This window comes from Novosphingobium sp. AP12 (assembly GCF_000281975.1).
Lineage (GTDB): Bacteria > Pseudomonadota > Alphaproteobacteria > Sphingomonadales > Sphingomonadaceae > Novosphingobium.
Window position 1 is genome coordinate 1 of record NZ_AKKE01000066.1, and the last position, 7,618, is coordinate 7,618.

Genomic DNA, 7,618 nt, shown 5'->3' on the forward strand with positions numbered 1-7,618 from the left:
CACCGCTGACATCGACGATATCTAGAGGACGCTCGATCTCGTAAAGTGATGATCTCGCCATTCCTCATCCAAATACGGACTCCCAGTCGCCCGGGAGCCGTTTCGGCCAGCCTTTCCGTTCCCTGCCGCCACTTAGGCGGCTTTGCCGACGAGACAATGCCCGGCGGCTTGGCCGCTGCGCCGGTGACGGCGGAGCGCGGCCAGACGGGCAAGGCCTGCCACGCTCCTGCTGAATGTTCATGGGACAACCATCCGCCATTCTCGGCACTCCTAATTAGCGCAAGGTCGCGGGAGGCAGACGAAGGCGGGAGAGAACGAAGTCGGCCGCGAGCGTTCCCGGCAACGGGCCGGTCCGCCGGCCACCAGGGGCGGGCGACGGGGTCTCTCCCCGTTTATCTCTCCCTCCGTTCTTCCCTTGTGACGGGCGGTCGGTCCTCGCTTTATCTTCCCGCACTTTTCATGCGCGCTTCCTTCTGCGGCTCCAGCCTGGGCCGTAGCGACCGGACGCTGGCTGGCGGCGGGGCAGGACAAATCCCTTTTGCGGTGCGCAGAGGCGCAGGCGCGGTAGGACCCGCGCCTCGGGAAAACCGTAGCGGCTGCTGCGGGGCTGCGGCGCGAGCCGACGCGGCGATGCCCCGGCCGCACGATTGTGCACTTCTGTAATGCGGAGTTCAGAAGCGTCGGGTTAGCGGAAGGCCCATGATGGACCGCAAAAACCTCGGGCGCACCGCCGACGTCGTTGCCGCGCATGTGAGCAACAACCCGGTGGCTGCCGGCCAACTGCCGCAGCTGATCGACAGTATTTACAGAACTTTCGCACAGCTGGGTGCCTCGCCGCCGGGCAGCGAGCGCACGCCGGCAGTGCCGATAGCATCATCGGTCACCAAGGCCGCGATCGTGTGCCTGGAATGCGGCGGGAAGTTCAAGTCGCTCAAGCGCCACCTGCTTGGCCGGCATGGATTGACGCCGGATGACTACCGGCAGCGCTGGGACCTCGCGAACCACTATCCGATGGTCACGCGCGGCTATTCGGCGCAGCGGGCCGAGCTCGCGCGCCAAAACGGGCTCGGGCGCAAACCAGGGCGTGGGGCCGGCCCTGTCACTGAACCGGCAACGGAACCCGCATTTGAACCGGCATCTGGTCAAGCGTCGCAGACGCGGGAGGACGTCATGGCCGGCGATGCGTCCACGCCCTCGCTGGCGCCGGGACAGGGACTTGAAACCTCGCAGGACATTACCGAGGAAGTCACCCTGGGGGACGGGCCCGACAGCGCCGCCGGGCCGGCGCGCATCGTGGAAACCGATCCGGCCGCGCTGCAGGGCCCGCATGCACCGTCTTTGCCGGCCTGAGCCGCCGGCGCCACCGCACACGCAACCTAGGCCCCGTTGCTTCGCTCCGAACGCCTGAATTGGCGGTAGGCCGGATCGCCTAACGCGACGGCCTACCGCGACTCGCCGGCGGCCGGCGCGGCGTTGCGTTCCCGCCGTAGCCGCAGCGGCCAGAGACCGTGGCGCTGCCGGCTGAAGCGCTGCCGCTACCGACGCAGGCCCTGCCGGCCTGACCTCGCCCCAGCTCGGAAGCGGATCCCCGAGACGCAAAAACGGACACCTGCGCGCCGGCTTCGGCGCGGTTCGGGACGCGGCTGCGATCTGCCCGTTCCGGCACGCGCCAGCCAGAGCTTGCCACGTTGCATCGGCGCGCCGCCGGTCCTGTCATCGCTGCAGGAACATCCAGCGGAGTGCAGGCGATGGCGATACCGGGGCAGGAACCGCGGCAGGGGAAAGTGGCCCCGGGGCCAGGGGGAGCAGGTCGGCGAAGCGGAAGGAGCGCGCGGCGGGGCTGCGTCTTCCCTCGGCTGCTGGCGCCAGCTTCGCGCGGCCCCCTGGCGCCAGCGCGGGGGATGGCCGGATGCTGAGCTCGCGCAAGATCATGGTCCACCTGAGCCCAGAACAGGACCGCATCCTGCAGGGGCTCGCCGAACTCAGGGGCATGCCCGATTACACGGCGCTTCTGCGGGTCATTGACGCCGGCTTCCAGTGCGGCGGCGAGGGAACCGAGGTCGTCCGGCAAGTTCGCGAGATCGCCGCCGAAATCGGAGCTCTTGCGGAACGCCTTGCCGGGCTCGAGCGAGTCTGCGACCGCATCCTGTTCACGGCCTGCGCGGCCTATGCCTATGCCCGGGACGGCGCGCTCGGGGCAGCCCGGGGCGATGAAGTGATTGCCCGCGAAGCGCGCGCCGCGTTCCAGCGCCAGCGGGGCCTGGCCGCCAAGAGCGACACGTGACCGCCGCAAGCGACCGGGCATCGCGCTCGCATGCGCTCTGGCGCATGCGGGTGCGCCAGAGCCAGCAGCGCTTCGGCTTCTTCTGCGTCCTGGTGCTTGTCTGCGGCCTGGCGGGCGCGCTGGTGTGGTCGCGGCTCCTGCTGCCGGGTTATGTCTGGAGCGCTGCCGGCCAGAGCGCCGGAGCCCGGCTGCTCCTCCTGGCGAGCCCGGTAAACGGGCGCGAAACTGCCATGAACGTCTCGCTGGCGGGACAGCGGGTAAGGCTGCCGGCCCGCGTGGTGGCGCACGCCCCCCCTTTCGCGGGACCCTTCGATGCCGCCGCCAGGGCGCTGCTTCTTGGCGGGGTGATGGGGGCCGGCACCGGTCTTGTCGTGACAGCCGCGGTGATGCGAGCCATGGCACGCCAGGGCCGGGACACGCTCGGCGACCGGGTCTTGGGCGGCACCCGTGTGATTATGCAACCGGGCGGGGCGCCGGCTGCCGCGGCACGGGCGGCAGGCTGCCTCGCGATCGGCCGGATCGTGCTCCCGCGGGCGATCGAAACCCGCCACTTTGCTTTCCTCGGCACGACCGGCAGCGGCAAGACGACGGTCCTGCGCCAGATGCTGGAAGGTATTGCTGCGCGCGGCGAGGCAGCACTGGTCTACGATACGAGCGGTGAATTCATCGCTCACTATTACGCGCCTGAACGTGGTGACATCATTCTCAACCCCTTCGATGCGCGCTGCGCATCGTGGTCGCCCTTCGACGAGATTTCCCATCCGGCCGACGCGGACCGGATCGCGCGCCAGCTGGTCTCGGAGACCGGGAGCCACGACGATGATGTCTGGCTGGACACGAGCCGGATCCTGGTCGCGAACATGCTGCGCTCGCTATGGAGCGAGGGAAACGCCAACCTGGAAGCGCTGCTTGAGGCGCTCCAGACCAAGTCCAAGCAGGAGCTCAAGCAGTGGCTGGGCCATACCTCTTCGGCGCGGACATTCGCCGATGACGCCGACCGCGCCACCGGGAGCGTTCTGTTCATGCTCGCCAAGGCGGCCAACCTCCTCCAGTTCCTGCGCCGCGAAGCGGAGGCCGATGCGCCTGCGGATGAACGCGGCGGGAGGGGACGGTTCGCATTCCGCGACTTCATTTCCGGGCTCGATGCGCGCGAGGGGCCCCGGCCATGGATTTTTGTGCCCCGCAAGGAAGATTACTTCGAGGCCGCCAAGCCGCTTATGGCCTGCTGGCTGGAATGCGCGGCCAGCGCCGTCCTCGGGTTGCCGCCTTCGCCTGGCCGGCGCATCTGGTTCGTGCTCGACGAGCTCGCCGACCTGCCGCGAGTGGACAATCTCGCCAGGCTGCTGCCCGAAGGCCGCAAGTTCGGGGCGGCGATCGTCCTGACGTTTCAAGCGCTGGGCCAGATGCGCAACCGCTATGGTCCCCATATCGCCGAGTCCATGCTGGCGTGCTGCAATACCAAGCTGTTCCTGCAGATCGTCGACTACGAGACGCGGCAATGGGCGAGCAGGACAATCGGCGAGTGCGAGATCGAGATCCGCGCTGCGAGCGATGCGCTTCCCGTGCGCGGCGAAGCTGGGAGGACCACCATCGCCGCGCAGCGCAGCTTTCGCCCGGCGGTCCCCGAAAGCGAGTTCCGCCTGCCGCCCTGGCACGGCTACCTTCTGCTGCCCGACGGTGCGCCGGTAGTGCGGCTGGTTCTCCAGGGTCCGGGCGCGCAGGAGGGAGGCGCGCGCCGTCATCCCGCTTTCGTCCCGGGTGATCCGCGGGACACCCTATGGAGCCGGCCGCCCGCGCGGCGGCCGGACAGCGGCGCGGAGAGCGGCGCCTCTCATGACCCGCTGGTCTGACCAGCGGGTCCGGTGGTCGCTTCCGCCCACGCGATCCACAATGCGGCGACTGCCGCGAATTATTACCAAAGCGAGGACGGCGTTACCGGAAGCGAAGCAGCATCCAGCGGATGGTGGGGCGAGGGCGCTGAGGATCTCGCGCTCGCGGGGGAGGTCGAGGGCGAGCGCTTCACGCAGCTGCTGCTGGGGTTTGTCGGCGATGGCCGCCTAGGCAGCGTGCGCGACGGCGAACTGCGTCACCAGCCCGGCTGGGACATCACGTTCTCGGCTCCCAAGTCGGTTTCGATCATGGCGCAGGTCGCAGGGGATACGCGCCTTTTCAAGGCGCACCGCCAAGCGGTCCTAGCCGCCCTCAGCCACGCGCAGCAGTACCTGGCATTCACGCGGATCCGCAGGGAGGGGGAAAAGACCGGAGAGACCACCGGCAGTCTTGTCGTGGCCACTTTCCAGCACCTGACAAGCCGAGCGCACGATCCCCAGCTCCACACCCACGCGGTCATTATCAATGCCACGAAAGGCAGCGACAAAACCTGGCGAAGTCTCCACGAACAGGGGCTTTTCCGCTGCTTGAAGGGCCTTGGTGCGATATACGGGCAGGAGCTCGCCCATGCGGTTTCGGAGCTGGGCTATGCCACCGAGCGGACCAAGACGGGCTTCGAGATCGCCGGCGTTCCGCATGCTGCGCTCAGCGCGATGAGCCAGCGCCGTGCGGCGATTGCTGCGTACCTCTCGGTCCAGGGTGATCCCGGCGAGGCAACGTCTGCGCAGACGCGCATCGCGGTCCTGGCGACCCGAGAAGCCAAGCGGCAGGTCGATGCCGGTCAATTGACGGCGCAGTGGCAGGAAAGCGCCGCGAAGGCTGGCTTTGGGCGCGACGACCAGGCCTGCCTGGTCGCGCTCGCTCGCAGCAACGCGCACGAGCGGTCCCCCGACGACTGCCTTGACCTGCTAGCGTGGGAGGCGGTCGCCTTTGCCGCTGAGAAGCTTTCCGAGCGCGAGGCCGTCTTCGCCGAGCGCAGGCTGGTCGAGGAAGCAGGCGCCTATGCATATGGCAGGCTGGGCCAGCGTGAAATCCGCCTCGCCGTCGCCGAGGCCCGCGTGCACGGCGGTCTGATCGATCGCACCTACCGCACCCGTCACGGCCGCGACCTGTCCGGTTTCACGACGCCCGAGAACGTCAGGACCGAACGCGATATGCTCAGGCTCGAACAGCTCGGCCGGGGCGGGGCACTGCCGCTGCTAACGCCGGCCCAAGCGGGCCGGGCGGTCGAGCGGGCGGCCCGCCAGTCGGCCGTGGAAGGTCTTGACTGGACAGGTGACCAGCGGCGTGCGGCCATTGCCCTGCTCACCTCGGACGACCGAATCGGGGCGCTGCAAGGGCATGCAGGGACTGCCAAGACCACCACGGTCCTGGCCGCCTATGCCCGTGAAGCCGAGCGGCGGGGCCGCGTCGTCGTCGCGCTTGCTCCCACCGCCATCGCGGCGCAGGTGCTGGGAGACGCTCTGGGCAGGAAAGGCGACACAGTAGCGCGCCATCTGCTCGTCAACGGCGCTCGCAGCCCCGGCCGTTCCGGCAAAGACGAGGTGTGGCTGACCGACGAGGCGTCGCTACTGAGCGCGCGGGACATGCTCGCCCTGCTCGGGCAGGCCGAGCGCAGCGAAGCGCGGCTGGTCCTGGTCGGCGATGTCGGCCAACTCGGCTCGGTGGGCGCAGGAGCGGCATTCGCGCAGTTGCAGCACGGCGGGATGGCGACCGCACGGCTTGCCGAGATCGTCCGCCAGACCAATGCGGATACCCGCGACGCGGTAATCGCGGCGATCGAGGGTCATGCCGGCAAAGTGCTTGCGGCGCTCGAGCGCGGCGGCGGCGCGGTGATCGAACAGCGGGGCCGCGATCAGAGGCTGGCGGTGATGGCCGACCGCTTCGTCGCCCTCAGCCCGGCCCAGCGCCAGCGTGCCTTGGTGATCGAGCCTTCGCGCGCGGGCCGCGATCTGCTGACCGGCCTAATCCGCAGCAGGCTCGCGCAGCGCGGCGAACTGTCCGACGCGGCGCTGTCGTTTCGCGCACTGGAGAATAAGGACCTCACCCGCGCCGAGGTGCGGCGGGGCATTGGCTTGGACATCGGCGACGTTGTCCGCTTCTCGCGAGATTATCCGCTGCGGGGTGTGCGGCGCGGCGATCCGCTGACGATCAGCGTGATCGGTCCGGACCGCAGCTGGATTGGGCTGACCGGTCAGGACGGCAGCCAGGTGAAGTGGCATCCGGGCTACTGGGGCTACCGAGCGCAGTACTTCCAGCCCCGCGACATGGAACTGCGCGTCGGAGATGCCGTGCAGTTCACGCGCAACGATCGCGGCCGGAGCCGGATGAACGGGCAGCGCGGTGAGGTCACGGCCATCGATGTCGGGGCAGGCACTGCGGCGCTGCGCATGGAAAACGGGCAGGTGCAGCGGCTGGACACGGCCAACCTGCGCGATGTCCACGTCCGCCATGCCTGGGTCCACACCGCCCACGCTGCCCAGGGACGCACGGCCGATACGGTCCTGGCACACGCGGAAAGCGGGTCTGCCACTCTGGTCGACCAGAAGTTTGTCTATGTGGCGGTTTCGCGGGCGCGGATGGAAGCGGTCATTGTCACTGACGACCGGTCGAAGCTCGTCGCCGTCCTCCACGAACGTGCCGGCGAGAAGCAGACCGCGCTTGACCTGGGCGGCCCGGTCCGCGGCAAGTCGTTTGAGCCATCGGCTGGCCTGTAGTCGTTCGCCTGAAGGACTATCGGAACGCCTTGTTGCCGCGGAGCGCTAACGGGATCACGCTGCCGGTCAGCACGCAGTTCGTCGGCGGCCATAAGCATTATGGCGGCATTACGACGGTGGCCTCCAGACGCTGCGCTGCCGGCATTGCGGTGAGGATCGCATCCACGTAGTGCGCGGTTTCTCGGTAAGGTGGCACGCCGCCGTGCCGTGCAACAGCGCCGGGACCTGCGTTGAAGGCCGCGAGGGCGAGCCGCCAGTCCCCGAACCGGTCGAACTGCGCACGCAAGTACCGGGCTCCGCCATCAAGATTCTGAAGCACGTCGGCGGGATCTCGCACACCGAGGCTTCGCGCCGTGGCGGGCATGAGCTGGGAAAGTCCGACAGCGCCTTTGCTGCTGCGTGCGCGGCTTTCATACCGGCTCTCTTGAACGACAAGCGCGTCGAACAGACCGGCAGGGACACCGTGACGGCAGGCCGCCGCGACGGTGTCGCGCCAGTAGAGCCTCCGCCCTGCCTCTTGCGCCGGGCGGAGGCGGGGATGGGCCCGGTACGTATAGCCGGGGCAGCCGGCGAGCTGCAGAGCAGCAGGCCCGCTTCTCGGGTCATGCCTGAGCCAGGCGGCGGGGTCGGATGCCATCCAGCCAGCGCCGGGCCCGCCTTCAGCTGCTGCGCCCCGCTGCCGGGCTTGCCCGCCGTGCCAGATGTCTAGCCCGGGTTATTCACGAGC

At 68.8% G+C, this 7,618-nt stretch carries 5 protein-coding genes; 4 read left to right on the forward strand and 1 reads right to left on the reverse strand.

All coding sequences use genetic code 11. The features are described 5' to 3' along the window. Nucleotides 1-702: 702 nt before the first annotated feature. The 4 genes from PMI02_RS28260 (at nt 703) to mobF (ending at nt 6,891) form a co-directional block, all read left to right on the forward strand. The gene (locus PMI02_RS28260; protein WP_304412060.1) at nt 703-1,350 is read left to right on the forward strand and encodes a MucR family transcriptional regulator; all 648 of its coding nucleotides are present in this window, start codon (nt 703-705) and stop codon (nt 1,348-1,350) included. A gap of 559 nt (nt 1,351-1,909) precedes the next feature. Next, the gene (locus PMI02_RS11755; RefSeq protein ID WP_007682832.1) at nt 1,910-2,284 is read left to right on the forward strand and encodes a hypothetical protein; all 375 of its coding nucleotides are present in this window, start codon (nt 1,910-1,912) and stop codon (nt 2,282-2,284) included. Nucleotides 2,285-2,328: 44 nt separating this feature from the next. Next, complete coding sequence (locus tag PMI02_RS11760) at nt 2,329-4,134, forward strand: type IV secretion system DNA-binding domain-containing protein (RefSeq protein ID WP_157222486.1); 1,806 nt, start codon at nt 2,329-2,331, stop codon at nt 4,132-4,134. A 12-nt stretch (nt 4,135-4,146) separates the two neighbouring features. Further along, nucleotides 4,147-6,891, forward strand: coding sequence for a MobF family relaxase (gene mobF, locus PMI02_RS11765; protein WP_007682836.1), 2,745 nt, complete (start codon nt 4,147-4,149; stop codon nt 6,889-6,891). Between the two features lie 97 nt (nt 6,892-6,988). Here mobF and PMI02_RS11770 read toward each other — a convergent pair whose 3' ends face one another. Next, nucleotides 6,989-7,528, reverse strand: a complete 540-nt coding sequence (locus PMI02_RS11770) for a lytic transglycosylase domain-containing protein (protein ID WP_081496685.1) — start codon at nt 7,526-7,528, stop codon at nt 6,989-6,991. Nucleotides 7,529-7,618: the final 90 nt, after the last annotated feature.